14 protein-coding genes and 1 rRNA gene are annotated in these 12,282 nt (G+C 46.3%); 14 read left to right on the forward strand and 1 reads right to left on the reverse strand.

What is annotated here, in order from left to right; genetic code table 11:
- The first annotated feature begins 61 nt into the window (after window positions 1-61).
- Window positions 62-178: ribosomal RNA gene (gene rrf / locus AC3ITG_RS00060) — 5S ribosomal RNA — on the forward strand.
- Between the two features lie 290 nt (window positions 179-468).
- The gene (locus AC3ITG_RS00065; RefSeq protein ID WP_489252470.1) at window positions 469-906 is read left to right on the forward strand and encodes a hypothetical protein; all 438 of its coding nucleotides are present in this window, start codon (window positions 469-471) and stop codon (window positions 904-906) included.
- 650 nt (window positions 907-1,556) lie between these two features.
- Here AC3ITG_RS00065 and AC3ITG_RS00070 read toward each other — a convergent pair.
- A complete protein-coding gene (locus tag AC3ITG_RS00070) occupies window positions 1,557-2,081 on the reverse strand; it encodes a hypothetical protein (RefSeq protein WP_063568461.1) in 525 nt (174 codons plus the stop codon).
- 593 nt (window positions 2,082-2,674) lie between these two features.
- Between AC3ITG_RS00070 and AC3ITG_RS00075 the strand changes: the two genes are divergently transcribed.
- The 12 genes from AC3ITG_RS00075 to rsmI all read left to right on the forward strand — a co-directional run bounded on the left by AC3ITG_RS00075 (window position 2,675) and on the right by rsmI (window position 12,235).
- Window positions 2,675-2,860 (forward strand): sigma factor G inhibitor Gin, encoded by a 186-nt coding sequence (locus tag AC3ITG_RS00075; RefSeq protein WP_110002322.1) that lies wholly within the window; start codon window positions 2,675-2,677, stop codon window positions 2,858-2,860.
- Between the two features lie 341 nt (window positions 2,861-3,201).
- Window positions 3,202-5,031, forward strand: coding sequence for an aminotransferase class I/II-fold pyridoxal phosphate-dependent enzyme (locus tag AC3ITG_RS00080; protein ID WP_489252471.1), 1,830 nt, complete (start codon window positions 3,202-3,204; stop codon window positions 5,029-5,031).
- Window positions 5,032-5,125: 94 nt separating this feature from the next.
- The gene (locus AC3ITG_RS00085; RefSeq protein WP_489252472.1) at window positions 5,126-5,554 is read left to right on the forward strand and encodes a CidA/LrgA family protein; all 429 of its coding nucleotides are present in this window, start codon (window positions 5,126-5,128) and stop codon (window positions 5,552-5,554) included.
- Window positions 5,524-6,216, forward strand: a complete 693-nt coding sequence (locus tag AC3ITG_RS00090; protein ID WP_489252473.1) for an LrgB family protein — start codon at window positions 5,524-5,526, stop codon at window positions 6,214-6,216. Before AC3ITG_RS00085 ends, AC3ITG_RS00090 begins: the two co-directional genes overlap by 31 nt.
- 231 nt (window positions 6,217-6,447) lie before the next feature.
- Window positions 6,448-7,095 carry a dTMP kinase gene (gene tmk / locus AC3ITG_RS00095; protein ID WP_489252474.1) on the forward strand — a complete coding sequence of 216 codons (648 nt, stop codon included), beginning with the start codon at window positions 6,448-6,450 and terminating at the stop codon, window positions 7,093-7,095.
- 62 nt (window positions 7,096-7,157) lie between these two features.
- Window positions 7,158-7,487: a cyclic di-AMP receptor DarA gene (locus tag AC3ITG_RS00100; RefSeq protein WP_017691391.1), complete on the forward strand. Its 330-nt coding sequence runs from the start codon at window positions 7,158-7,160 to the stop codon at window positions 7,485-7,487.
- A gap of 261 nt (window positions 7,488-7,748) precedes the next feature.
- On the forward strand, window positions 7,749-8,192 hold the full coding sequence (locus tag AC3ITG_RS00105; RefSeq protein ID WP_024633694.1) for a YaaR family protein: 444 nt from the start codon (window positions 7,749-7,751) through the stop codon (window positions 8,190-8,192).
- Between the two features lie 9 nt (window positions 8,193-8,201).
- A complete protein-coding gene (holB, locus tag AC3ITG_RS00110) occupies window positions 8,202-9,173 on the forward strand; it encodes a DNA polymerase III subunit delta' (protein ID WP_413373856.1) in 972 nt (323 codons plus the stop codon).
- A gap of 117 nt (window positions 9,174-9,290) precedes the next feature.
- Entirely contained in the window at window positions 9,291-10,091 is an 801-nt protein-coding gene (locus AC3ITG_RS00115) for a PSP1 domain-containing protein (RefSeq protein ID WP_024633696.1), read from the forward strand.
- A 28-nt stretch (window positions 10,092-10,119) separates the two neighbouring features.
- Window positions 10,120-10,488 (forward strand): DNA replication initiation control protein YabA, encoded by a 369-nt coding sequence (yabA, locus tag AC3ITG_RS00120; protein WP_024633697.1) that lies wholly within the window; start codon window positions 10,120-10,122, stop codon window positions 10,486-10,488.
- Between the two features lie 85 nt (window positions 10,489-10,573).
- On the forward strand, window positions 10,574-11,353 hold the full coding sequence (locus tag AC3ITG_RS00125) for a tRNA1(Val) (adenine(37)-N6)-methyltransferase (RefSeq protein ID WP_413373853.1): 780 nt from the start codon (window positions 10,574-10,576) through the stop codon (window positions 11,351-11,353).
- On the forward strand, window positions 11,354-12,235 hold the full coding sequence (gene rsmI, locus AC3ITG_RS00130; RefSeq protein WP_489252475.1) for a 16S rRNA (cytidine(1402)-2'-O)-methyltransferase: 882 nt from the start codon (window positions 11,354-11,356) through the stop codon (window positions 12,233-12,235).
- Window positions 12,236-12,282: the final 47 nt, after the last annotated feature.

Below are 12,282 nucleotides of genomic sequence, written 5' to 3' on the forward strand. Positions count from 1 at the left end.
CAAATTTCGTTTCGGATCTAGTTTTCAGAGAATGATCTCTGAATGTAAGCTAAGCTATGCGTTTGGTGGCGATGGCGGAGGGGTTCCACACGTACCCATACCGAACACGACCGTTAAGCCCTCTAGCGCCGATGGTACTTGGACCGCAGGGTCCTGGGAGAGTAGGACGCCGCCAAGCAAAGAACCACTGCCGATGTTATTCGGTGGTGGTTTTTATTTGTTTATAAGCAAAAATGCAGGAATAGCTAGTTGAGGATGGATTAATTCTGGATTTGGAAGCTGATTTGAATAGATGGTGAATTGACTTTCAAAAGAGTGTAAGGGAATACCTTAAAAAAGTCTTGAAATGAAGGTAACATTTTTGTTACGGAAAACGCATTCGAAACCAGTATAATAGGACTATGTTAAATATGCTAAAAGTACCTGACCACAGAGCTGGAATGTGCAGCTGTGAAAAGGAGGGTGTGTGTGATAAGTTGGCGTAGACTAGTTCTTCATTCGTTTCTCTTGCTGGGCCTGATAGGCGTGCTTGTAGGTTGCGGTGAAGCAGGATCTGCATGGACTTCTTATGAAGGAGCGGTAAACGAGAAGGGTTTCCCGGTTCCTAAAGTGGCGAATAAATCTGACCAGTCTGAAAACAATTCGGATATGGATTATGTTCGATATACGCTATCTGGTATTAGTGAGAACACTAGTATACCTGAGGTGTATCTAGACGAGATTAAAAGCTGGGGCTGGACAGAAAAGCAAGCCAAGAGTACATCCAATGACTCAAGTTCCCTACGTGTATTTGCTAAAGAAGGGCATACTGTACATCTAGCTGTACATGATGGGTTCTTCACGGTGATGGTTCCGAAAAGTGAAGCTACCCAGACGACAGTAAAATCACTTGATGATGATGATTGAATGAGTTGTGTTTTGATGTAATGGTTCGACAATTAACGGTGTAATGGTCCGTATGATAGTAAAGCTCCCGATCAGTGATCGGGGGCTTTTTGTATTTATTTTTGTCTGTCATGAACCATATTAGATGAGCAATGGATCGTTCGGAGGTTTTCTTTTGGTGGTGACTTAACCAGGAGCTGTAGAGAGGCAGGCTTACAGCACTCACACAGGAGACATGAGGCATAGATAGCAAAGATAGTAGGTACCTGTAGAGGCTTGTATCAGTCGTCTATAGAGCAAGTAAACATAGAAGAGGGAGAAGATATCGAAAGGAGGTCGATTATGAGCCTAATACGTACTCAATATAAGAAACGGTATTCAACAAGCTAGGGCGTGGCAGAACGAAAATGAATGTACAGCGTTGGGGATAACCAGTTTAACTATACCCATGCTGTGGATAAAGGGGAAAGGGAGGCGAAATAAATAAAGGTTATCCACTGTGGATAACCTTTAAGGTTTGGAAGCATGAGCAGTAATCATGGAAGAGTGCCAAAGGAGTGGTTGCGTCAGTTTGAATAGAAGGTATGGACGAGCTTTAGCGATTTATGTATTACTGGTTTCAACTATACATTGCGTTAGGCAAGGTTAATAGGTAAAGGATAGAAGAACAATTATTGCAGGTAGTAGGAGACATCTTGTTCATTTAATTTGATAAGCCCATCCTTACGTTCGCGTGAAAGAACAAGAACAACATATAGACGCGGCACAAGCAGCCACAGATGCCAGAAAATCAACGATAGGGTGAAGGACAAGGGTGACCAGATTAAACAAACGGTAATGATACATAGCCCAATCCAGCTCATATTGAGGTGAACCCGGACGAACATGCGGTAGCTGAAATGTTGGTCTGGAATATAGCCGAACCAAGGCATTTTGAGATTCCAACGCCAACGACGTGCATAGGAGGTACGGACCAGCAGTAATATGGTTCTGGCGATGACATAATGAATCCACAAAGTAATCGGCCCTGCCAGGATAAAGTAGAAGAGGCCAGTCCAGGAGAATGCCAATAGATTAAACAAAAGCATAATTACAGGCAAAGACAGATAGCTGAAGATTACGCTGCGGGCAATGGCCTTTTTTTTCAGAAGCCGGTATTGATAAAAGGTTGCTTTATTCTCCGGTTCGGCGATCATACGATTACAAATCCTCCTTCTGGGATCACGTTCATTTGTAAAAGGTATTCGTTTTCATTCATAAGGATATTTGACGCAGAGTTGCATATATGAACCTTGTATGGACTCCAGATTGATGTACAAGATATGGAAGTAGGTTAATCATATACAAGTATACCTTCGAACGATCTGGCTGTCAGGCTCTGAATGGTGATGTATTATATATCGGCTGAAAATCCAAGTTTTTTTAAGATTATAGAATATAAGTTTTTCATAGCTGTAGGAGGAGCAGATAATCACATGGGAAATACAATGAAGTGCGGGGATGTTTCTTGTAATGGCTGTCCATTCATGGTTTTCATATAATAGAAGAAATTGCAGGTCTGCGAGGTTTTAGCTACGTTATAAGGTAAGGAGAATGGGTAACAAATGCAGGCTGTCTCGCTGAAGTATAGAACGAATGGCATTTTTCTTATGTTTGTTTTCGGTACAGACACCCATAGAGGGGTAGGCGAATATATATATTTTATAGAAAGAAAGCACTATGAAAAGGTTTAAAATAATAGAAACTGTGCAATACTGATAGTAATACGTAAAACAAGGTGGGATGGTTGATGGAAGGACACGCCGAACACACATGCATTATCTGCGAACAGACCAAAAAAGAAGGCATTTTTATTGTATCTGAATTTATATGTGACGCTTGCGAAGCAGAAATGGTTCATACGGATGCACAGGATGCCAAGTACAATTATTTTATTCATCAGATGAAGCAGATTTGGGTGCAAAAGAACGCATAAAGAGCGTTAAATCATATTAGTGATACATCACATTGATTTGTATCGATGTGCATAGAGGCCCTAGGGGCCTTTTTCTGTTTCTATCCCGTAAATAAGAAGGGGAAAATGGACATGATAAGCACCCATGGGGTGACTGGATATGATGATGCTGCATTGGTGGAAACGGTGGTTTGCACGGGGGCTGGACAATTCCTGATATAATGAAAGGAGAAGTGCTTTACCTACACGTTTTGAATACAGCAGATCGTAGGATAGAAACATGCGTGGAGAGCTCTGTTGTTATAGAGAGAGCATTGGTACGAACAATATCAAAATTTATGAATGTACAGGATGATTATTCAATGGAGCATAAATCAAATACCGCACCTTTATATGAGGCGTTGCTTTCGTATCGTGATTCAGGGCAGCGTTCTTTTCATGTACCTGGGCACAAGAATGGACAAGTCTATCGCGGGTTACTGGAGCAAGCGGACCAGCAGCAGTCAGATGGAGAAGTTGGTGAAATTCACCGTAATGAGGGTGAGGCAAAGGGAAAACAAAGTCTGGGACGGACAGTAACTGATGGGGAAGAGAGCTTCAGACAAGCTGAGGAACAAGGGTATGGCATTGAAATTGGCGGTCTGATGGTTCATGGAGGGAATAGTACTGACGGATCTGCAGCAGATGTTGTACCGGTGAGTGCGTTTCTGGAGATGATGCGGATGGATGTGACGGAAATCTCAGGGACGGACGACTTGCATCATCCTGAGGGGGTCATATTGGAGGCACAGCAGTTGGCAGCGGATTGTTTTGGAGCAGAGGAGAGCTTCTTCCTTGTCGGAGGCAGTACGTCTGGTAATTTGTCTTTGCTGCTGACCGTATGTAATGAACCTAATAGTCTTGTACTGGTACAGCGTAATGTGCACAAGTCAGTCATTCACGGGTTGATGCTGGCAGGCGCAAGGGCTGTATTCCTGGAGCCATGGGTCGATTCAGCGAGTGGACTTGCGGTGATGCCGTCGCTTGAGACGGTGCAGGCCGCTGTCCTAGCATATCCTGAGGCAAAGGGAGTACTTGTGACTTTGCCCAATTATTATGGCATGGGCGCTGATCTGAAGCCCATCGCTGAGGTGTGCCATGAGGCAGGCATGCCGCTGCTCGTGGATGAAGCGCATGGCGCGCATTATGGGCAGCATCCGGAGCTGCCAGCCTCTGCACTGTCCTGCGGAGCAGACGGTGTGGTGCAGTCGACCCACAAGATGCTGTCTGCTTTCACCATGGGAGCCATGCTACACGTTCAAGGACCACGGTTAAACCGGTCCTTGCTGCGTCAGCGTCTGGCCATGGTGCAAAGCTCAAGCCCATCGTACCCAGTGATGGCTTCGCTTGATCTGGCGCGCCGCCTGCTGCATATGCAGGGCGCGAATGCCTTCACGGCGGGGCTTGCCGCCGTGGACGCCTTTAAGCGCGGCCTTGCGGAGCTGCCGCGCTTTCAGTTGCTGCAGCCGGGGCAGCTGCTGCAGCAAGAGCCGCCAGCCGGGGCGAAGCCGGCAGCTGGCGGTAAGTCCGAGGCCGCCGGTGCACCGGGGCGGCCAGAAGCAGTGCCCGCGGCGGAGTTGCCTTCAGCCGCGGGTTACACCGCTCAGGACCCGTTCAAGGCCGTCATTTATGACGGCACAGGGGTGCTGAGCGGTTATGGGCTGCAGCAGCAGCTGGAAGCGTGCGGCTGCGTGCCCGAGATGAGCGACGAACGATACGTCGTCCTGCTCTTCAGTCTGGGCTCAACGCTGCGCGATGCCGAGCACCTATTGCAGGCTTTACGGCAAATCAGCCTTGAACAGGAGCAGAGCCAATCTCTTGGTGAGCAATCACAGCGTTTTACAAAAGATTCTGAAAATTATATTTCCACGTGGAACAATTTTCAAGAAGGAACTCCTTTCTCGGAGCCCATCCCGTTTACGTTGCAGCCGATTATGGAGGAGGATACGACAGAGGTATCCATTGATAAGTGTGTAGGTCTTCGCTCTGCGGAAATGGTCATTCCGTATCCGCCCGGCATACCTCTTGTGTACGCTGGTGAGCGAATAAGTGCGTCCATGGTTGCACGTATTAAGCTACTGAGAGATGAAGGAGCAAGGTTTCATGGTGTATCGGATACTTCGCTGCAATCATTGAAAATCATCAGGGAATAATTGAGTTTAGAAGACGCTCTTTGGATTTATGCAAAATGCTCAAACAAGTTAGGACATCATTGTTGTCTGGACATAAGAAAGAAGGGAACAAACTTTGGATATTCCGCTAAAAAAATATACGGGAATAGTCCTGCAAGTCATACTGATGTACGGTTTTTATTGGATAGGAAACCTGATTCAGGCTGTACTGCATCTGCCGTTAACAGGAAGTATTGTCGGGATGCTGCTTTTATTCATCGTCATTCAACTGGGATGGATCAGAATAAGCTGGGGCGAAGAAGGGTCATCCTGGCTTCAATCGAACTTGCAATTATTATTTATCCCTCCCACGGTGGGCATTATCAATCATTTTGATTTTTTTAGAGCCAATACCGTGCTGCTTGTTCTGGGGTTGATCGTTAGTACATTGGTTACCTGTCTGTTGTCTGCGAAAATCAGTGAATGGCTCATGGCGTGGAGATCGACGCATCAAGGCAAGAAGGAGGCGATCCCATGCTCGCATTCATCCTCGGAATCGGAATGATTGCCCTGACCGTGGCTATATATATTCCGGCGACTCATTTATATAGAAGGTTGAAGTGGCCGATTCTTATGCCCGTATTGACGGCAACGACTGTAATCGTACTGATTCTGCTCATTTCCGGTATTAAGCTCGATACGTACATGCTTGGTGGCAAATGGATACAGGAATTATTGGGGCCGGCTGTAGTTTCCCTGGCATTCCCTTTGGCGAAACACCGTGATGTACTGAAACGGAATATTATCCCGATATTGGGGGGGACCTTAGGTGGGAGCATCGTTGGCATGTCCACAGGGGCTGCCATATCACTGCTGCTGGGTTATCCGCAAGATATCGTTATCGCATTATTGCCTAAATCCATTACGACACCCGTTGCCATTCAACTAGCTGATCAGGTGGGAGGAAATTCATCCTTCACTTCGTTATTTGTGATGATAGCTGGATTTTCGGGGATATTATTGGGACCCATGATTTTAAAATGGGCCAGAGTAAACAGCAAAAATGCGTATGGGATCGGACTCGGCTCGGCTTCCCATGCACTGGGTATGGCAAGATCCTTTGAGTATGGAGAGAATGCGGTAGCGCTGAGTTCCGTATCCATGATTGTCAGTGCTATTGCCGGCTCTGTCATGCTCCCTCTATGGGTATGGATGATTTACGGCTGATCAGGCCAGGTGCCTTATCGGAAATATTGGAGAATAGCTGGCCGCTAACGCGAGATCATGTATGGTATTATAGAAAGAAGCTCGTACCATACTCGAACCAACCTAATCCGTTAGTGATGAATATACACCTCTAGGCGGGCTATTTCATAGTCTGGAGTAAGAGAGGATCGAGGGCATAAATTATCGCAGCACAATTAGGAGCAATTATCGATATAGAAAGCAGGGAAGCATATGCAGGGCAGAGGTAAATTCATTACGTTGGAAGGGGGAGAAGGGTCCGGCAAAACAACGATGATCAGTGAGCTAGGTTCTTACTTTGAAGAACAGGGTATACCATATGTAGTTACTCGGGAACCTGGCGGGATTGAAATTGCGGAGAAAATACGTGCCATCATCCTCAATCCTCTTCATACGGTAATGGATGCACGAACCGAAGCGCTGCTCTATGCAGCTGCACGAAGCCAGCATCTGGCGGAGAAGGTGGAGCCTGCATTGAAGGCAGGGAAGACAGTTATCTGTGACCGATTTGTCGACAGCAGTCTGGCCTATCAAGGATACGCTCGTGGTCTTGGCGTAGAGAATGTTTGGGCCATTAATCGGTTTGCAATAGGTGAACTGATGCCAGATGTCACACTCTATCTGGATATCGAGCCGGAAGCAGGACTCGCCCGCATTGATGCCCACGATGGACGTGAAGTTAACCGTCTTGATCTCGAAAGTCTGGAGTTCCACCGCAAAGTGCGTGAAGGCTATTTTTTGTTGAAGGAACAGTTTCCTGACAGGATCAAGGTCATCGATGCTTCTCAAAAGCAAGAAGAGGTCTTGGCAGCAATGATTTTGTCGCTTGAGACAGGGATTTTGAAGGATTTTGACGAGTAATTGTCTAATATATAGACAGGGCATTTCATAAGGTGCTTATTATCTGAAGGAGGTTATGCAGGATGAAACTGATTGTTGCGATTATACAGGATAAAGACAGCAACCGATTATCCAGCGCATTGGTCAAAGCAAATTTTCGGGCTACGAAATTGGCCAGTACCGGTGGATTTTTGAAGGCAGGCAACACGACGTTTATGATCGGTGTCGATGATGGTCAGGTCGAGTCCGTAATGAACGTCATTCGCAGCAGCTGTAAGGTTCGTGAACAGCTCGTGACTCCGGTCACTCCGATGAGCGGAACAACCGACTCTTACCTGCCGCTACCTGTCGAAGTTCAAGTAGGCGGAGCTACCGTGTTTGTTCTTCCGGTAGATCGATTCGAACACTTTTAATGATGCCATTATAAATAAAATTGAGCGTCCTTCTTGTAATCAAGAATCGCGTTCTCTGTCCGGAAAAAACTTTTCGATCAGGGAAAGATCTTATTTCGGACAGAGGTTGACTAACAACGAATAGATCCATATGGTGATATTTAACTACTATTATATATAGAGTATGATGTAGCACATATATAAGGTCTCCTCCACGCACAGGCGCAACGCGCACTGTGCTGATGGGCGATTGGCCTACTAAGATAGAAAGCAGGCGTTTCCATGAAAATCAACCCTGGATTCCGACCGATGCAGAGTGGACTCAGTTCTTCCGATTCCGGCTCCAAACCGGTTCAATCCAAAAATTTCTCTGATATGATGAATCACCAGGGTGAACGGGCATCACAGGCTGAACTTACCCGCCGATTAAGTGAGATACAGATGCAGGGTGACCGTTTGTCTCGTTCCATGACAATTCGAGAATTGAAAGCATACAAGCAGCTTGTAAAGAGGTTTCTGGAGGAAACGGTCCGTCGCGGTGTATCTATGAAAGAGACTCGAGGATGGGATCGTCGGGGAAGAGGGAAGCGTTACAAGTTAATTGATGAGATAGACTCTGCCTTATTATCTATGGCTGATGAGCTTTTAGAAACAGAGGAAGGCAAGATTACGTTATTACAGCAAGTAGGAGAAATTCGGGGAATGCTTATTAATTTAAGCTTCTGAGGAGGAAGTATGTCCTTTCAACAAATTATGGGTCAGCAGGCAGCCAAGCAGATGTTACAGAGCAGTTTGAGACGTCATGCCATAAGTCATGCCTATTTGTTTAGCGGACCATCCGGCAGTGGACAATTGCAGGCGGCGATCACATTTGCCAAAGCAATATTCTGTACAGAGCTTGAAGATGATGCCTGCGGACAGTGTCTTGAATGTCGTAAGGTGGAACATGGAAATCATCCTGATCTAACCATGCTTGCACCGGATGGAAATAACATTAAAATTGATCAAATTCGGGATTTGCAGCGTATCTTTTCATATCGTTCAGAGGCGGGGCATCCCAAAGTATATATTATCGAACAGGCCGAGAAGATGACTGTCCAAGCGGCCAACAGCTTGCTGAAGTTTCTGGAAGAACCTCAGGTGCCCGCGGTAGGCATTTTGATTACGGATAATGGACAGGCGATGCTGCCCACCATTCGTTCACGCTCTCAATTGGTTCCTTTCAGTGCACTGAATCCGGAAGAGATGCTGCAATCGCTGATTGTGGAAGGGCACCCTGCCAATCTGGCTCGCTCTGCCGTCCATTTAGCGTCAGGACTGGAAGCATGTAGAGAAATTCTCCAGCAGAATTGGTTTGCAGAAATTAGAAACGTAATGTTACAATTAGGGAAGGAGTCCCTGGGTAGAGGAAGTACATCATTGATCTCTGCACAGCAGAAGCTTTTTAAAACCGGACTCTCAGAACACCTGGATACGATGCTTAGCCTGTTCCATTTATGGTTCAGGGATATGCTGTATGTCCAGTATGGTAGGCATGAACATATCGTTTTTATAGATCAGTTGGACATGCTGTCTCAGTTGGCCCATACCCGCAGCACCGAGCAGTGGGTTTCCTACATGGATATGGCCGCAGCATGCAGAAAAAAATTGCGTTTCAATGTCAATGGCCAGCTTTGTCTGGAGCAATTTTTGATCGGTTTGGCATAAGACTGGGAGAGGACAGATTTTGTTCCAATCATATGCAAACGGTTATAACTTCGGCGGGTTCCCTAAGAAGACAGGGCTTCAGACGAAGTGGGATTGGCTTACGAGGGGGTTAATTTTTTGTATAGTGTAGTGGGTGTCCGTTTCAAAAAAGCGGGCAAAATTTATTACTTCGATCCCCTGGACCTTCCCATTGAAAAAGAAAACTGCGTTATCGTGGAGACAGCGCGGGGGGTAGAGTACGGTAAGGTTGTCGTTGGCAAGAAAGAAGTGGGCGAGTCTGATGTGGTGTTGCCGCTCAAAAAGGTCATCCGGGTGGCGGGCGAGACAGATGCCCGTGTCGTAGATGAGAACAAGCGTGCAGCAAAAGAAGCATTCGGTACTTGTTTAAATAAAATCAAAGACCACGGCCTCAAAATGAAGCTGGTCGATGTGGAATTTACGTTTGATCGCAATAAAATTATTTTTTATTTTACAGCTGAAGGAAGAGTGGATTTCCGGGAGCTGGTCAAGGATCTGGCAAGCATTTTCCGGACACGGATCGAACTGAGACAGATCGGTGTACGTGATGAAGCAAAGATGCTTGGAGGAATCGGACCTTGCGGCCGAGTATTATGTTGTTCTTCCTGGCTGGGAGACTTTGAGCCGGTATCAATCAAGATGGCTAAAGATCAGAGCCTGTCACTGAATCCGACGAAAATTTCCGGGTTGTGCGGAAGACTCATGTGTTGTCTGAAATTTGAGCATGATAACTATGAAAGTGTGAGAGAAGAATTGCCGGCTGTAGGCAAGTTGGTCGTCACCTCTTTGGGTGAAGGAAAAGTTGTCGGCATCAATGCCGGTAATCGCACAGTCCATGTTCAACTGTTCGACATCAGTAAAGTCAAAGAACTTCCGCTGGATGACGTCGTTATCAAGTAAACCATAAAGGTTGCTTCGGGGTGGAAACTTGGAAAAGAAAAATCTGTTTACGCACATTCATGAAATGGAAACCCAATTGGGTCAGTTGCACAGTGATTTAGGAGAGTTAAAAATGATTGTTAAAGAGCTGCTTGAAGATAATCAGCGGCTTACCATCGAGAATGAGCAGTTACGCAAACTGCTGAAGCGTGAGGCCCCGGCAGATTTGCCCATCGCATCGGCGCTCGCTCCGGTAGCAAGGCCTGCGGGTCCAGCTACTGGTGAAGATGTTGTAGGTGAAGGGTATGATAATCTGGCTCGGTTGTATCACGAAGGATTCCATATCTGCAATGTCTATTATGGACATTTGCGGACGGAAGGCGATTGTCTGTTCTGCCTGTCTTTTTTGAATAAATGAAGTGGCCGTAGGGATCCCCTACGGTTTTTTTTCAAGGTTAAGAACCTTGTCTGAGATATAGAGTACCGGAGGATGAGTGTATCATATGACAGAAATATCAGTAAAATTGCAAGATTCGGAGCGAATCGACGATTTGCTCTCTCATGATTTGAAGATTATTCAAAGTGATGAAGTGTTTAGTTTTTCGATGGATGCCGTATTGTTGGCCCGATTTGCTTCAGTACCGAAACGTGGTCGTGTGCTTGATTTGTGTACAGGCAATGGGGTTGTTCCCATTTTGTTAACCACACGAACGCAGGCGCGTCTGGAAGGCATTGAAATTCAGCCACGATTGGCGGATATGGCACGTCGCAGCGTTCAGCTGAATGCATTGGAAGAATCCATTACGATTCATGAAGGTGATTTGCGTGAACTCGTGAAGGAAACGGGCCATGCTGCATACGATGCTATAACGGTTAATCCTCCGTATATGCCCTTGAATGGAAGTGATCTCAAGATGAACACTCATCAGGCAATGGCACGCCATGAAATCGGGTGTACGCTGGAGGAAGTCATTCAGGCCTGCAATCGACTGGTGCGCAATGGCGGTAAAGTATCCATGGTTCATCGCCCGCAGCGTCTAGGAGAGATCATCTCTCTGATGCGTGAGTACAAACTTGAACCGAAGCGAATTCGGATGGTACATCCCCGTGCTCATTTGGAAGCCAATATGGTGTTGATTGAAGCACTCAAGGATGGGAAACCGGAGGTACGCATGCTTCCACCACTGATTGTCTACAATGAAGAGGGGAAATACTGCGAAGAAATCATGGACATATATTACGGTGCACAGCATGCACAACGTACAACGGAAGAAGGGTTATAGATGACATTGCATATTCAGAAGAGCTACGCGGAGCAGTTGGATGATGCCGGTAAACTATATTTGGTAGGAACACCAATCGGTAATCTGGGCGATATGACATTTCGAGCAATTAAAACATTGCAGAGCTGTGACATCATTGCAGCGGAGGACACTCGTCAGACCCGAAAGCTGCTTACCCATTTTGAAATTACACCATCGATGTTGTTCAGTTACCATGAGCATAATAAGGCAGCCAGTGGGCCTGAACTAATACGCTATATAATAGAAGGAAAAAATTTGGCACTCGTCAGTGATGCCGGTCTGCCGGCCATTTCGGACCCTGGTTCCGATCTTGTAAAACTTGCGCTTGATGCCGGAATTACGGTCATTCCCATCCCTGGAGCCAATGCCGCGTTATCAGCTCTGATCGTATCCGGTTTACCGACGGAGCGTTTCACATTCGGCGGTTTTTTGCCGCGGGAGAAAAAAGACATGCGAAAAGTGATGGAAGCTTTTAATGAGTCCAACGGTACGTTGCTATTTTATGAGTCCCCTCACCGTATTCGCAAAACTTTGGCCTATCTCGAAGAGATTCTGGGTGATCGGTCGATCGTACTGGCGCGTGAGCTGACGAAACGTCATGAGGAGTTCGCAAGAGGCAGTATCCAAGAGTGCATAGAATGGCTTGAGGAACATCCGCCACTTGGGGAATATTGTTTGCTTGTAGAAGGTATCAGGGAAGAGGAGCGTAGGGCGGAGCGGGAAGCTTGGTGGCAACTGCTGTCTTTGGAGGATCATGTGAGCCATTATGAGAATGAAGGACTTAGTCGTAAAGATGCGATGAAGAAAACGGCAACGGATCGGGGTTTGACGAAACGAGATGTATATAACGCTTTAATCTAATAACGAATCAACAAAAATATGCTGGAATAGGGAACATAAACTTAAAG

This window comes from Paenibacillus sp. GL_099_B, from assembly GCF_057835695.1.

Excerpts from the sequence above, each read along its gene's own strand:
- AC3ITG_RS00075 (WP_110002322.1), top strand. The coding sequence starts at position 2,675 with ATGGAAGGACACGCCGAACACACATGCATTATCTGCGAACAGACCAAA.
- holB (WP_413373856.1), top strand. The coding sequence starts at position 8,202 with ATGTCCTTTCAACAAATTATGGGTCAGCAGGCAGCCAAGCAGATGTTA.
- tmk (WP_489252474.1), top strand. The coding sequence starts at position 6,448 with ATGCAGGGCAGAGGTAAATTCATTACGTTGGAAGGGGGAGAAGGGTCC.
- AC3ITG_RS00105 (WP_024633694.1), top strand. The coding sequence starts at position 7,749 with ATGAAAATCAACCCTGGATTCCGACCGATGCAGAGTGGACTCAGTTCT.
- AC3ITG_RS00070 (WP_063568461.1), bottom strand. The coding sequence starts at position 2,081 with ATGATCGCCGAACCGGAGAATAAAGCAACCTTTTATCAATACCGGCTT.
- AC3ITG_RS00100 (WP_017691391.1), top strand. The coding sequence starts at position 7,158 with ATGAAACTGATTGTTGCGATTATACAGGATAAAGACAGCAACCGATTA.
- AC3ITG_RS00080 (WP_489252471.1), top strand. The coding sequence starts at position 3,202 with ATGGAGCATAAATCAAATACCGCACCTTTATATGAGGCGTTGCTTTCG.
- AC3ITG_RS00090 (WP_489252473.1), top strand. The coding sequence starts at position 5,524 with ATGCTCGCATTCATCCTCGGAATCGGAATGATTGCCCTGACCGTGGCT.
- rsmI (WP_489252475.1), top strand. The coding sequence starts at position 11,354 with ATGACATTGCATATTCAGAAGAGCTACGCGGAGCAGTTGGATGATGCC.
- AC3ITG_RS00125 (WP_413373853.1), top strand. The coding sequence starts at position 10,574 with ATGACAGAAATATCAGTAAAATTGCAAGATTCGGAGCGAATCGACGAT.